At 54.7% G+C, this 11,945-nt stretch carries 14 protein-coding genes; 10 read left to right on the forward strand and 4 right to left on the reverse strand.

What is annotated here, in order from left to right; genetic code table 11:
- The first annotated feature begins 329 nt into the window (after positions 1–329).
- A complete protein-coding gene (rhaT, locus tag FDX01_RS18195) occupies positions 330–1,364 on the forward strand; it encodes an L-rhamnose/proton symporter RhaT (protein ID WP_117343650.1) in 1,035 nt (344 codons plus the stop codon).
- Here the strand turns inward: rhaT and rhaR are convergent.
- Together rhaR and rhaS are read right to left on the reverse strand one after the other, a co-directional pair.
- Positions 1,361–2,212 carry an HTH-type transcriptional activator RhaR gene (rhaR, locus tag FDX01_RS18200; RefSeq protein ID WP_137400235.1) on the reverse strand — a complete coding sequence of 284 codons (852 nt, stop codon included), beginning with the start codon at positions 2,210–2,212 and terminating at the stop codon, positions 1,361–1,363. The two genes, rhaT and rhaR, sit on opposite strands and share 4 nt — an antisense overlap.
- A 152-nt stretch (positions 2,213–2,364) precedes the next feature.
- Positions 2,365–3,213 carry an HTH-type transcriptional activator RhaS gene (gene rhaS / locus FDX01_RS18205; RefSeq protein WP_096758841.1) on the reverse strand — a complete coding sequence of 283 codons (849 nt, stop codon included), beginning with the start codon at positions 3,211–3,213 and terminating at the stop codon, positions 2,365–2,367.
- Between the two features lie 303 nt (positions 3,214–3,516).
- On the opposite strand from rhaS, the gene rhaB reads away from it, so the two are divergent.
- From rhaB to rhaM, 5 genes are all read left to right on the forward strand, one after another.
- Positions 3,517–4,986 (forward strand): rhamnulokinase, encoded by a 1,470-nt coding sequence (gene rhaB / locus FDX01_RS18210; protein ID WP_117343649.1) that lies wholly within the window; start codon positions 3,517–3,519, stop codon positions 4,984–4,986.
- Positions 4,983–6,242 carry an L-rhamnose isomerase gene (gene rhaA / locus FDX01_RS18215; RefSeq protein WP_137362844.1) on the forward strand — a complete coding sequence of 420 codons (1,260 nt, stop codon included), beginning with the start codon at positions 4,983–4,985 and terminating at the stop codon, positions 6,240–6,242. Before rhaB ends, rhaA begins: the two co-directional genes overlap by 4 nt.
- Before the next feature lie 144 nt (positions 6,243–6,386).
- Positions 6,387–7,214 carry a rhamnulose-1-phosphate aldolase gene (gene rhaD / locus FDX01_RS18220; protein ID WP_115259799.1) on the forward strand — a complete coding sequence of 276 codons (828 nt, stop codon included), beginning with the start codon at positions 6,387–6,389 and terminating at the stop codon, positions 7,212–7,214.
- Between the two features lie 128 nt (positions 7,215–7,342).
- Entirely contained in the window at positions 7,343–8,491 is a 1,149-nt protein-coding gene (gene fucO, locus FDX01_RS18225) for a lactaldehyde reductase (RefSeq protein WP_115259800.1), read from the forward strand.
- Positions 8,488–8,802, forward strand: coding sequence for an L-rhamnose mutarotase (gene rhaM / locus FDX01_RS18230; protein ID WP_096758846.1), 315 nt, complete (start codon positions 8,488–8,490; stop codon positions 8,800–8,802). Before fucO ends, rhaM begins: the two co-directional genes overlap by 4 nt.
- 57 nt (positions 8,803–8,859) lie before the next feature.
- Here rhaM and FDX01_RS18235 read toward each other — a convergent pair whose 3' ends face one another.
- Positions 8,860–9,408 (reverse strand): XRE family transcriptional regulator, encoded by a 549-nt coding sequence (locus tag FDX01_RS18235; protein ID WP_096758847.1) that lies wholly within the window; start codon positions 9,406–9,408, stop codon positions 8,860–8,862.
- 101 nt (positions 9,409–9,509) lie between these two features.
- Between FDX01_RS18235 and FDX01_RS18240 the strand changes: the two genes are divergently transcribed.
- Positions 9,510–10,169 carry an AzlC family ABC transporter permease gene (locus tag FDX01_RS18240; RefSeq protein ID WP_137400236.1) on the forward strand — a complete coding sequence of 220 codons (660 nt, stop codon included), beginning with the start codon at positions 9,510–9,512 and terminating at the stop codon, positions 10,167–10,169.
- Positions 10,169–10,492 (forward strand): AzlD domain-containing protein, encoded by a 324-nt coding sequence (locus FDX01_RS18245; RefSeq protein WP_137362841.1) that lies wholly within the window; start codon positions 10,169–10,171, stop codon positions 10,490–10,492. The genes FDX01_RS18240 and FDX01_RS18245 overlap by 1 nt, the downstream gene beginning before the upstream one ends.
- Positions 10,493–10,534: 42 nt before the next feature.
- On the opposite strand, the gene FDX01_RS18250 is transcribed toward FDX01_RS18245, so the two are convergent.
- A complete protein-coding gene (locus FDX01_RS18250) occupies positions 10,535–10,747 on the reverse strand; it encodes a YdgH/BhsA/McbA-like domain containing protein (protein WP_135912774.1) in 213 nt (70 codons plus the stop codon).
- Positions 10,748–10,876: 129 nt separating this feature from the next.
- On the opposite strand from FDX01_RS18250, the gene FDX01_RS18255 reads away from it, so the two are divergent.
- Both FDX01_RS18255 and FDX01_RS18260 read left to right on the forward strand, forming a co-directional pair.
- The gene (locus FDX01_RS18255) at positions 10,877–11,398 is read left to right on the forward strand and encodes a Crp/Fnr family transcriptional regulator (RefSeq protein ID WP_137400237.1); all 522 of its coding nucleotides are present in this window, start codon (positions 10,877–10,879) and stop codon (positions 11,396–11,398) included.
- A gap of 55 nt (positions 11,399–11,453) precedes the next feature.
- Positions 11,454–11,945 (forward strand): YgjV family protein (locus FDX01_RS18260; protein ID WP_249361013.1); only part of this gene is annotated, 492 nt, incomplete at its 3' end.

The raw sequence follows: 11,945 nt of genomic DNA on the forward strand, positions 1-11,945 counted from the left end.
CGATTTCACCACACAATGGTGCATGGGCGGTCCAGCCCATCATTGCAGCATTGGCCTTGGTCATCATGGTGAGGTACTGGAAAAACTCGCCTGGCTACTGGGTATTCAGACGGTAAAAATCTGCTAACCCTTAATATTATCGCCCTTCTCAAAAAAGAGGGGCGGATCAGCATTTGTGATCAACATCCTTTTCATCCCCTGAATTTTGCCAGCATTGCCCATCCTACGGCAGCATGCTGAAGGTTAATTCATTGCTCACTCTTTAGACTTTTGAATATCAAAACGGGTGATTTTCATCCAGCCAGAACGACAATTTAAAAGGAACCAGAATGGGTAACGCAATTACGATGGGGATATTATGGCATCTTATCGGTGCCGCTAGTGCCGCTTGTTTTTATGCCCCTTTTAAAAAGGTACAGCACTGGTCCTGGGAGACCATGTGGTCCATAGGCGGTTTTGTTTCATGGTTGATCCTGCCCTGGCTCGTCAGCGCAATCCTGCTGCCAGACTTCTGGGCCTATTACAGTTCATTCAGCGCATCCACACTACTGCCGGTATTTTTATTCGGCGCAATGTGGGGGATCGGTAATATCAACTATGGTCTGACCATGCGCTATCTCGGCATGTCGATGGGGATCGGCATCGCTATCGGCATTACGCTGATTGTTGGCACCTTAATGACACCAATCATTGCCGGTAAATTTGACGTGCTCATCGGCACGCCGGGTGGGCGTATGACCCTGCTTGGTGTGCTGGTCGCGCTGATCGGCGTGGCGATAGTCACTCGAGCAGGACAGTTAAAAGAACGCAAGATGGGTATCAAAGCCGAAGAGTTCAACCTGAAAAAAGGTCTAATACTGGCGGTGATGTGCGGCTTTTTCTCCGCAGGGATGTCCTTTGCCATGGATGCGGCTAAACCGATGCACGAAGCCGCCGCTGCGCTCGGTATCGATCCTTTGTATGTCGCTCTGCCAAGCTACGTAGTCATTATGGGCGGCGGTGCGGTGATCAACCTGGGATTCTGCTTCATTCGTCTGGCAAAAATGAAGAACCTGTCGGTAAAAGCCGACTTCTCGTTAGCAAAACCACTTATTATCAGCAACATCCTGTTCTCGGCCCTTGCCGGTCTGATGTGGTATCTCCAGTTCTTCTTTTACGCCTGGGGCCATGCCAAAATTCCAGCGCAGTATGACTACATGAGCTGGATGCTGCACATGAGTTTCTACGTCCTGTGCGGCGGTATCGTCGGCCTGATCATGAAAGAGTGGAGCAATGCGGGAAAACGCCCTGTCAGCGTGCTGAGCCTCGGCTGCGTGGTGATTATCCTTGCCGCAAACATTGTCGGTCTGGGAATGGCCAGCTAGTCCTGCGGATTACTGAGATGACGCCACTGGCTCGGCGTCATCCCGGTTTCTCGCGTAAACACCACCGAAAAGTAGTTACTGTCCTCAAAGCCACAACGCATAGAAATCTCACCAATCATCAACTTGCTATGTTGCAGCAAATACTGAGCGTGGCAGACCCGCACCTGTCGAAGATACTGGTTGATGGTCATTCCAGTCTGGCTGCGAAACTGCTGACGCAGCACGCGCTCGCTGCACTGCTCCCGTTGACAGAATTTATCCAGTTCAAAGGTATGCTCATGGCTGCCGGCCAGCGCAGTGATCAGCTTATCCAGCAGTGTCTCACTGGTGGTGGCCGGGAGCCTATCCGTGGCATAACGATGGCGCTTGAGAAGCGTCACCAACTGTCCGAACAACAGCTCCGCCATATCATTACATAACGGATCGCGCTGCTGGCTTTCGTGTTCCAGTTGGCTAATCACCTGTCGAGCCTGAGCCATACCGGCACTGCCCAGCCGCCAGTGGGGCTGGCACGGCGTGCCGTTGTTAAAACCGGGGATCACATCTTCCCATCCCAGATTCAGCGTCAACCGCTCAGGGCAGTAGATAATATTCTGCAGGACGAGGTCGTTAACAGAGGTGTACGAGTGTTTGTCTGCGGCGCGAATGTAAAACAGATCGCCACGGGTTATTCGATACGGCCGATCGTTGAGAACATGCAGACCATTGCCACGCCAGACCATCACCAGCTCACAAAACTCATGAGTATGTTCGGCAAACGCATCCTGCGGATAGCGATCGGCGACGGCGACGGCCTGCTGTTCGCTCGCAAAAAAGTCTGATTTCAGAAGGACTAGCTGATTCGCCACCACATCACCTCAACCTGAACGCTTGCCGGATGCGCTGCGCTTATTCGGCCTACAGGGCATTCATGTAGGCCGGACAAGGCGCAGCCGCCATCCGGCATTAAAGGGTATGATTATCAGCAAACGGACGGTAAAAAACGTTGATAGCTTTCGCGTTACTGGAGGCTGCTTCCGGCCATGACGTCGCGGCCCTGGCGAATATCGCGCGGTGACCAGTTAAACTCCCGGCGAAATAGCGTCGAAAAGTGGTTACTGTCGCCAAAACCGCAGCGATAAGCGATGTCCGTCACGCTGTCATCGCTATGGCGCAATAAGTGCCGTGCTTTGATTAGCCGCAGGCGATTGAGATAGCGCTGCGGCGTCAGCCCGGTTTGCTGTTTGAGCTGGCGGTGCAAGGTGCGTAAAGAGAGCGAAAACTGCTCAGCCACCGCATCCCAGCAGACTTCGTCGGCAAAATTATCTTCCAGCCACGCCATCAGCCGGTTTAGTCGCGCATCGTTATCCGCTGCCGCTTCCATCAGACTACTTTTGCGTAGCAGCACCAGCAGTTGCATAAACAGGATCTCGCGATTGGCCGCCGTCGGCGTATCCATCTCCTCACCAAGATGCTCTATTTGCCCCACCAAGTGACGGACCTGCTGCAGTACACCCTGATTCACGCGCCAGTGGGACGGATACTGACCGTTCTGCTCCTGAGGTAACAACTGGTTTAACCCGGCCAGAAACTGAAACGCATCCGGGGAACGATACAGTACATTTGTCAGGCACAGGTTGTCAGTATGTTCATATAAGTGTCTGTCATGATCGCGGACAAAACAGACCGTCCCGCCGCTAATGGTGTAGGGCTGTCCATTGAAAACATGAATACCTGTTCCATGCTCAACTATCACAATTTCATGAAAATCATGATGATGCTCGGGAAAAGCAGTCTGGGGCAGTCGCGGTTCGATCGCCACAGGCGCTTTACCTGTCGGAAAAAAATCCACGCAATGCAGTACGGTCATGATGACTTCCTTCCAGATCAAATGAACATGGCTGCATAGTAATTAAGGGTTATGACCCTCACCTTAAATTTTTGACGCCAAAGTGCGTAAACACGGTTAATTCTTCAAGAAACGACAGGAAAGATCGGGAAATGCGGAAGGAGTCACATCAGACAAAATCCCGCCCATTACACGAAACTGTGAACAGCATCACGTTCACCTTTGCCATGCTGCCAGCGGCTTATTGTGACTGTCACTAACAAGAAGGTACGCCGTTCCAGGGGTTCTTAGACTGAGTGCAATAAAACTCAGAAGGACCTCGCTATGACTCTTCGCCATTGTGTCGCTGTCGATCTCGGCGCATCCAGCGGACGCGTAATGCTGGCACGTTACGACAGTGACCACCGCACCCTGACGCTGCGTGAAATCCACCGTTTCGCGAACTGTCTGCAAAAAACAGACGGTTTTGACACCTGGGATATCGACAGCCTGGAAAACGACATTCGCCTGGGGCTGAAGAAGGTCTGCGATCAAGGCATCCTGATTGACAGCATCGGGATTGATACCTGGGGCGTGGATTACGTCCTGATCGGTAAAGACGGTCAGCGCGTCGGTCTGCCGGTCTCTTACCGCGACAGCCGCACTACCGGCGTGATGTCGCAAGCTTTAGCGCAACTGGGTAACAGCGAGATCTATCGTCGGAGCGGCATTCAGTTTCTGCCCTTTAACACCCTGTATCAGCTCCGCGCGCTGGTCGAACAGCAGCCAGAGCTGGTCCCGCAGGTGGCGCATGCCCTGATGATCCCCGACTACTTCGGCTACCGCCTGACCGGCGAAATGAACTGGGAATATACCAACGCCACCACTACGCAGTTGGTCAATATCAACACCGACGACTGGGATGACACCCTGCTGGCATGGACCGGCGCAGACAAAGCCTGGTTTGGTCGCCCAACGCATCCGGGGAACGTGATTGGTCACTGGATCTGCCCGCAGAAAAATCAGATCCCGGTGGTTGCCGTCGCCAGCCACGACACCGCCAGCGCGGTCATCGCTTCACCGCTGGCCGATAACAACAGCGCTTATCTCTCTTCCGGTACCTGGTCCCTGATGGGGTTTGAGAGCAAAACACCGTATGCCAACGAGGCCGCGCTGGCGGCAAATATCACCAACGAAGGCGGCGCGGAAGGACGTTACCGCGTGCTGAAAAATATTATGGGGCTGTGGCTGCTGCAACGCGTATTAAAAGAGCGGCAGATTACCGACCTGCCCGCGCTGATCGCGAAAACCGAAGCGCTACCGGCCTGCCAATTCCTGGTCAACCCGAACGACGATCGCTTTATCAACCCAGTTGATATGAGCGCAGAAATCCAGGCCGCATGCCGCGAATCCGGTCAACCCGTTCCGGTTCAGGATGCTGAGTTGGCGCGCTGTATTTTCGACAGTCTGGCGCTGCTGTATGCCGACGTCCTGCAGGAACTGGCACACCTTCGTGGTCACGCCTTCAACCAACTGCACATTGTTGGCGGCGGCTGCCAGAACGCCCTGCTCAACCAACTGTGCGCGGATGCATGCGGTATCCGCGTCATGTCCGGGCCTGTTGAGGCCTCTACGCTCGGCAATATTGGCGTTCAGCTGATGACGCTGGACGAACTTAACAACGTCGATGATTTCCGCCAGGTGGTGACCGCTAACTACGACCTGACAACCTTCATCCCAAATACTGACAGTGAAATTGCCCGCTACCAGGCGCAGTTTCAATCAACACGACAGACAAAGGAGCTTTGCGCATGACCACTCAACTTGAACAAGCCTGGGAACTGGCAAAACTGCGTTTCGCCGCGGTAGGTATCGATGTCGAGGAGGCATTACGCCAGCTCGATCGTCTGCCGGTCTCCATGCACTGCTGGCAGGGCGATGATGTCGCCGGATTCGAAAACCCGGAAGGTTCGCTCACCGGCGGCATTCAGGCCACCGGTAACTATCCAGGTAAAGCGCGTAACGCCGTTGAACTGCGCGCCGATCTGGAGCAGGCACTGAGCCTGATCCCGGGTCCTAAGCGTCTGAACCTACACGCTATCTACCTGGAATCCGATACCCCGGTATCCCGTGACCAAATCAAACCTGAACACTTTAAAAACTGGGTGGAATGGGCGAAAGCGAACCAGTTAGGTCTGGATTTCAACCCGTCATGCTTCTCGCATCCGTTGAGTGCCGACGGTTTCACGCTGGCACATGCTGACGACAGCATCCGCCAGTTCTGGATTGACCACTGCAAAGCCAGCCGTCGCGTCTCCGCGTACTTTGGCGAACAGCTGGGTACGCCGTCGGTGATGAACATCTGGATCCCGGATGGCATGAAAGACATCACCATTGACCGCCTGGCACCACGCCAGCGCCTGCTGGAAGCCCTGGACGACGTCATCAGCGAGAAATTCGACCCGGCGCATCATATTGATGCCGTCGAGAGCAAGCTGTTTGGTATCGGCGCAGAAAGCTACACCGTTGGCTCCAACGAGTTTTACATGGGCTACGCCACCAGCCGCCAGACCGCACTGTGCCTGGATGCAGGTCACTTCCATCCGACTGAAGTGATTTCCGACAAGATCTCTGCCGCCATGCTGTACGTGCCGCGCCTGCTGCTGCACGTCAGCCGTCCGGTGCGCTGGGACAGCGACCACGTGGTATTGCTGGATGATGAAACTCAGGCGATTGCCAGCGAGATCGTACGCCATAACCTGTTCGACCGCGTACACATTGGCCTCGACTTCTTCGACGCTTCCATCAACCGCATTGCCGCATGGGTGATCGGCACCCGCAATATGAAGAAAGCCCTGCTGCGTGCGCTGTTAGAACCCACTGAGCAACTGCGCCAACTCGAAGCTAGCGGCGACTACACCGCCCGCCTGGCCCTGCTGGAAGAACAGAAATCGCTGCCATGGCAGGCCGTCTGGGAGATGTATTGCCAGCGTCACGACACCCCAGCCGGCAGCCAGTGGCTGGACAACGTCCGCACGTATGAAAAAGACGTACTGAGCAAGCGTAGCTAAAGGCGCTGTCTGCCTTGTAGGCCGGATAAGGTGCGTTAGCGCCGCCATCCGGCAACGTACAAAACACTACGCCGGATGGCGCTGCGCTTATCCGGCCTACGTAAGACCCGACACCCGTTCGGGCAATAAACAGGAACACCGACCATGCAAAATATTACTACCTCCTGGTTCGTCCAGGGGATGATCAAAGCCACTTCTGATGCCTGGCTGAAAGGTTGGGATGAGCGTAACGGCGGCAACCTGACGCTGCGCCTGGATGAAGCTGATATCGCCCCCTTTACCGCTGATTTCCACGAAGAACCGCGCTACATCGCGCTGAGCCAGCCGATGCCGCTGCTGGCTAACACGCCGTTTATCGTTACCGGTTCCGGCAAATTCTTCCGCAACGTTCAGCTCGATCCGGCAGCCAATTTAGGTGTGGTAAAAATCGACAGCGACGGCGCTGGCTACCACATTCTTTGGGGGCTGACCCACGAAGCCGTACCGACCTCCGAACTGCCCGCACACTTCCTTTCCCACTGCGAGCGCATTAAAGCCACCGATGGCAAAGACCGCGTGATCATGCACTGCCATGCCACCAATCTGATTGCTCTGACCTATGTGCTGGAAAACAGCACTGCGCTGATCACCCGCAAACTGTGGGAAGGCAGCACCGAATGTCTGGTGGTGTTCCCGGACGGCGTCGGCATTCTGCCGTGGATGGTGCCGGGTACCGACGAAATCGGTGAAGCGACGGCAGTTTCAATGCAGCAGCATTCTCTGGTGTTGTGGCCGTTCCACGGCGTATTTGGCAGCGGGCCGACGCTCGACGAAGCGTTCGGTTTGATAGATACCGCAGAGAAATCGGCCGAAGTTTTGGTCAAAATCTATTCTATGGGCGGTATGAAGCAAACCATCACGCGTGAAGAGCTCATTGCTCTCGGCAAACGTTTTGGCGTGACCCCACTGGCCAGCGCATTAGAGCTGTACTGATACCTCCCTCATTCAACGCCGGATGCGGCTTTGCCTTATCCGGCCTACATGACGGTCCCTATTTAACCGTAGGCCCGATAAGCGAAGCGCCATCGGGCACCAGGGATTTATTATTCAGGAGAATACTTATGAGCTTTATGTTGGCACTGCCAAAAATCAGTCTGCACGGCGCTGGTGCGATTGGTGATATGGTCAACCTCGTGGCGAACAAGCAATGGGGTAAGGCGCTGATCGTAACCGACGGTCAACTGGTCAAACTGGGCCTGCTGGACAGCCTGTTTACCGCCCTTGATGCGCATAAAATGTCGTATCATCTGTTCGACGACGTATTCCCGAACCCAACGGAAGAACTGGTCCAGCAAGGTTTTGCCGCATACCAGGACGCTGAATGTGATTACATCATCGCTTTCGGCGGCGGCAGCCCGATCGATACCGCTAAAGCGGTGAAAATCCTGACCGCCAACCCTGGCCCGTCTACCGCCTATTCCGGCGTGGGCAAAGTTAAAAATGCCGGCGTACCGCTGGTTGCCATTAACACCACCGCGGGTACGGCCGCAGAAATGACCAGCAATGCGGTGATCATTGATTCCGCACGCAAGGTGAAAGAAGTCATCATCGATCCGAACATTATTCCGGATATCGCCGTCGATGACGCCAGCGTGATGCTGGAAATTCCTGCCTCAGTCACCGCCGCTACCGGTATGGACGCCCTGACCCACGCGGTGGAAGCCTATGTTTCTGTTGGCGCGCACCCGTTAACCGACGCCAATGCCCTGGAAGCTATTCGCCTGATCAACCAGTGGCTGCCTAAAGCCGTCGACGAGGGTCACAACCTCGAAGCCCGTGAGCAAATGGCATTTGGTCAGTATCTGGCGGGGATGGCGTTCAACAGTGCAGGTCTGGGTCTGGTGCATGCGCTGGCACACCAGCCGGGCGCGACGCACAATCTGCCGCACGGCGTCTGCAACGCTATCCTGCTGCCGATTATCGAAAACTTTAACCGTCCAAACGCCGTGGCACGCTTTGCCCGCATAGCACAGGCCATGGGCGTCGATACACGCAACATGAGTGATAAAGTAGCAAGCATGGAAGCCATCAACGCGATCCGTGCCCTGAGCAAGCGCGTGGGCATTCCGGCAGGCTTCAGCCAGCTAGGCGTGACCAAAGAGGACATTGAGGGGTGGCTGGACAAAGCACTCGCCGATCCGTGCGCACCATGCAATCCGCGCACCGCCAGCCGCGAAGACGTCCGCGCGCTGTATCTGGAGGCGTTATGATCCGCAAAGCCTTTGTGATGCAGGTGAATGCCGACGCGCACGTTGAGTATCAGCGTCGGCATAATCCCATCTGGCCGGAGCTGGAAGCCGTACTGAAAGCCCACGGCGCGCATCACTACGCGATTTATCTCGACCAGGAGCGCAGCCTGTTGTTTGCCACCGTTGAGATTGAATCCGAAGAGCGCTGGAATGCCGTCGCCAGCACCGACGTGTGTCAGCGTTGGTGGAAGCATATGCGTGACGTGATGCCCACCAACCCGGACAACAGCCCGGTGAGTGCGGAGCTAAAAGAAGTGTTTTATCTGCAGTAGTATTGTAGGCCGGATAAGGCGCTAACGCGCCGCATCCGGCACAACGCAACATAACAGTTAGTTCTGCTCAGAAACCAGAATCGCTTGGGTATCCGGCTCCAGCGCTTTAAAGATATGTGCCTGGTCAGCGGGATAACAGATATAGTCGCCCTCGCCCAATTCTTCCGGTGCTTCAGTCAGTCCTACCAGCGCCTTCCCCTGCGTCACAATAATATGCTCAACAGACCCCGGCGGATGCGGGTGTGAGATGCGGTCAGCACCCGGTTGCGTCAACAACAGATAGATATCTCGACGTGCGCCCGGTGGACAGGCCGCCAGTAAAATAGCCTGATAATGGGCCTGCTCCGCCACCACTTTGGTCCCTTCACCCCGGCGTATCACTTGGGTTTTTTGCACCACAGGCTCCAGCAATCGCGCAAAGGGAATATCCAGCGCCACACACAGCGACCACAGCGTTTCCAGGCTAGGATTGCCATTGCCCGCCTCCAACTGCGAGAGCGTCGATTTTGCAATACCCGCGCGGCGGGCGATTTCTGCCAGCGACAGACCGGTACGCTGACGTTCACGCACCAGGCTTTTCGCAATCATACTGATGGGTTGGGTCATACATGACTCCATGTTCTTTATATCGAACGAATCGTTCGACTTGTAAAGCAATCTTGTTGCGTTCATTATAATGGAAATTCGTTCGATATGGCTAAAGCAGGATGAAACATTATTTTTCCAGTCTCAAAGGCGACACGATAAAAGCAATATTTTTAGTCTGTCTGGCTGTCGGCGTAGTCGGCATGTCATACGGCTCGCTGGCGATGGCTTACGGCTTCCCGCTGTGGGTGCCGTTTGTGCTCTCGATTACAGTGCTGGCGGGTGCGTCTGAGTTTATGTTTATCGGGATTGTCGCCAGCGGCGGTAATCCTCTGGCTGCTGCAGCAGCAGGGTTGCTGGTGAATGCCCGCCACGTGCCGTTTGGCGTGACGGTACGCGATCTGGTGGGAACGCGGGCCGCCAGTTTCCTCGGCTGCCATATCATGAACGATGAAAGCGTGGTGTTTGGCCTGTCGCAAAAAACGCCGGAGCAGCGCAAAGCCGCCTACTGGCTGTGCGGACTGGGCGTAGCCATTGTCTGGCCGCTGGGCACGCTGCTTGGGGCGATGGTTGGCAAGCTACTGCCCGCCCCAGAAACCATCGGCCTGGATGCCGTTTTCCCTGCCATTCTGCTGGCCTTAGTGGTCCCGGCATTTAAAAACCGTACCACGCTGGTTCGCGCCTGCAGCGGTGCTGCGCTGTCGCTCGCCGCCGTCCCGTTTGCGCCGGTGGGCCTGCCGGTACTGCTTTCACTGTTTGGCTTACTGACGAGGAAAAAATAATGGGCAACATGACGCTGTTTATCGTCGGTATCGCCGTACTCTCTCTGGGAACCTATTTAATGCGTTTAGGTGGAGCAAAGTTGGGGAGCCGTCTGGCATTTTCCACGCGCTCGCAGGCGCTGCTTTCCGATGCCGCGACGGTATTACTGTTCTCCGTCGCCCTGGCGACCACCTTTTACGAAGGTGAGCACTTTGCTGGTATGGCGCGCGTTCTCGGCGTGGGCTTTGCAGTGTTCCTCGCCTGGCGCAAAGTGCCGTTGATTATGGTGATTATCGCCGCTGCTGTGATGACGGCGTTGTTAAGGATGGCGGGAATAAACTAAAAAAGCGCCTCAAGGGCGCTCTTTCGACAGTACTGAGGTATTTTATTTCAGCAGTTCAGCGGTCATATGCACACGGTTACCGCTGTAGGCCTGAGTGATTTTATAATCACTTGCGCCAGCACGTTCCGCCTGAGCGGCAATTTTTGCTTCAGTGCTTTCCAGAGTTGACCCGGTAGCGGTAACAGACTGAGCAGCGAAAGAACCGAAAGAGGTAGCAAGAGCGATAACTGCGACAAAAGTTTTGATGCTTTTCATGATGTAAACCCTTTAATTTAGTTGTTTGAGTAAGGCACCGTGCCTTGATGTGATAAATAATAGCCCTCACACCGCGCAACTAAAAGCGGAAGGTTTTGCCTGTCTTATTCAAATTATTTGAGAGATAACATGTCAGCCGAATACGATCAAAAATTGCTGTCAGGCTCGCGAAAAAAACCACTCTCTGCGGGCAGTTGGTTACTCCGTCAAGGTGAAAGGCAAAGCAAAATTTATTATTTACATCATGGCGTTGCCCGTGCGGTGTATCACTCAGACAACGGTTCAGAACGGGTGAAAGAGTTTTACTTCCCGGGTGAATATTGTTTTCTGTACCTGAACTGGCTAACCCACACCTCGGCAGATTACAGCCTGCAAATGATCACCCCGGGCGAAATCAGTGAAATCTCGCTGGCATTGCTGGATGCGCCGGAATATCAGGACATCAAGACACAGCTCCTGGTCCAGCAGTTGATCTACAAAGAGAAAAAAGAACAAATGCTGCTGCTTAATACGCCAGAACAACGCTACCAGTATGTTCAGACACACTTTCCCAGTTGGGAATTGCAGCTCACTCAGCGGGACCTCGCCCACTACATTGGCATTACGCCCGTTAGCCTGTCCCGCATTCGCCAGCGCCTTAACAAAGGTTAACGCATTCGCTTTTCGCATAGATTATTGTCCCGCCACTCTTCACAAGATGGCGCGCATGATGAACGCATTTTTTCTCTCTCAGCTGCTGGCCTGCATCAGCTTTGTGCTGGATATTTCAGCCTTTCATTTCCGGCGCCGGGCGATGACGTTAGTGCTGTTGACCAGCTCAACCAGCCTGCTGGCCATTCATTTTTATCTTTTGCATCAACCCGCCGCCGCAGGATTAATGCTCATCGCCGCCTGTCGTTATGCGATAGCCATCGTGACGCAACGCCGCTGGGCCATGTGGGGATTTATGATGGGGTCACTGCTGTGTAGTGCTTATCTCTGGCAGGGAATGTGGGGCCTGCTGCCGCTCGCAGGAAGCCTGCTGATGACCTATGCGTCGTTTCAGACACAGGGTGGAAAATTACGTGGATACACATTGTGTGGCAGCCTGTGCTGGCTACTGAACAATGCCATCGTCGGCTCGCCCGTTGCTGTAATGATGGAGCTGGCATTCTCAGGCAGCATTGTGGCAGCCTGGTGGCGTTACTCCGCCACCAGA

It is taken from the genome of Citrobacter sp. wls613 (genome assembly GCF_005281195.1).
GTDB classification, from domain to species: domain Bacteria; phylum Pseudomonadota; class Gammaproteobacteria; order Enterobacterales; family Enterobacteriaceae; genus Citrobacter; species Citrobacter gillenii.

What these genes read in the sequence shown, in the direction of transcription:
- rhaT (WP_117343650.1), top strand. Translation starts at nt 330, where the DNA reads ATGGGTAACGCAATTACGATGGGGATATTATGGCATCTTATCGGTGCC.
- rhaS (WP_096758841.1), bottom strand. Translation starts at nt 3,213, where the DNA reads ATGACCGTACTGCATTGCGTGGATTTTTTTCCGACAGGTAAAGCGCCT.
- rhaB (WP_117343649.1), top strand. Translation starts at nt 3,517, where the DNA reads ATGACTCTTCGCCATTGTGTCGCTGTCGATCTCGGCGCATCCAGCGGA.
- rhaA (WP_137362844.1), top strand. Translation starts at nt 4,983, where the DNA reads ATGACCACTCAACTTGAACAAGCCTGGGAACTGGCAAAACTGCGTTTC.
- rhaD (WP_115259799.1), top strand. Translation starts at nt 6,387, where the DNA reads ATGCAAAATATTACTACCTCCTGGTTCGTCCAGGGGATGATCAAAGCC.
- fucO (WP_115259800.1), top strand. Translation starts at nt 7,343, where the DNA reads ATGAGCTTTATGTTGGCACTGCCAAAAATCAGTCTGCACGGCGCTGGT.
- rhaM (WP_096758846.1), top strand. Translation starts at nt 8,488, where the DNA reads ATGATCCGCAAAGCCTTTGTGATGCAGGTGAATGCCGACGCGCACGTT.
- FDX01_RS18235 (WP_096758847.1), bottom strand. Translation starts at nt 9,408, where the DNA reads ATGACCCAACCCATCAGTATGATTGCGAAAAGCCTGGTGCGTGAACGT.
- FDX01_RS18240 (WP_137400236.1), top strand. Translation starts at nt 9,510, where the DNA reads ATGAAACATTATTTTTCCAGTCTCAAAGGCGACACGATAAAAGCAATA.
- FDX01_RS18245 (WP_137362841.1), top strand. Translation starts at nt 10,169, where the DNA reads ATGGGCAACATGACGCTGTTTATCGTCGGTATCGCCGTACTCTCTCTG.
- FDX01_RS18250 (WP_135912774.1), bottom strand. Translation starts at nt 10,747, where the DNA reads ATGAAAAGCATCAAAACTTTTGTCGCAGTTATCGCTCTTGCTACCTCT.
- FDX01_RS18255 (WP_137400237.1), top strand. Translation starts at nt 10,877, where the DNA reads ATGTCAGCCGAATACGATCAAAAATTGCTGTCAGGCTCGCGAAAAAAA.